The sequence below is a fragment of the Paraburkholderia sp. SIMBA_054 genome, from assembly GCF_046534875.1.
Taxonomy (GTDB): Bacteria; Pseudomonadota; Gammaproteobacteria; order Burkholderiales; family Burkholderiaceae; genus Paraburkholderia; species Paraburkholderia hospita.
This window is the reverse complement of record NZ_JAWRXV010001022.1, coordinates 1-262: the sequence shown is the minus strand read 5'-3', so window position 1 is coordinate 262 and position 262 is coordinate 1. Positions and strand designations below refer to the sequence as shown.

At 49.2% G+C, this 262-nt stretch carries 1 protein-coding gene; it reads right to left on the bottom strand.

From position 1 onward, the window contains the following. Window positions 1-149: 149 nt before the first annotated feature. Window positions 150-262 (bottom strand): SDR family oxidoreductase (locus SB822_RS58245; RefSeq protein WP_410859263.1); only part of this gene is annotated, 113 nt, incomplete at its 5' end.

The window sequence follows — 262 nt, the reverse complement described above, 5'->3', positions numbered from 1 at the left end:
CTTTCAAAAAATTTTCCGAAGCGTTTGAGAAGCGGGCCGATCAGATATACGGACTAACCTGAGAAGAGCCCTGGTTTTCCGGGGCTCTCATTTTTTCTTTTCACGCACATCTTATCTGAAAACCGTTTCACACTTTTCAGGATGTGCTTTTACTGCGCCGTATAACCGCCATCGACCAGTATGGATGCTCCCGTGACGAAGGAAGATTCGTCGCTTGCCAGAAAAAGCACGACGCTGGCTACTTCTTCGGCGCGACCGAGAC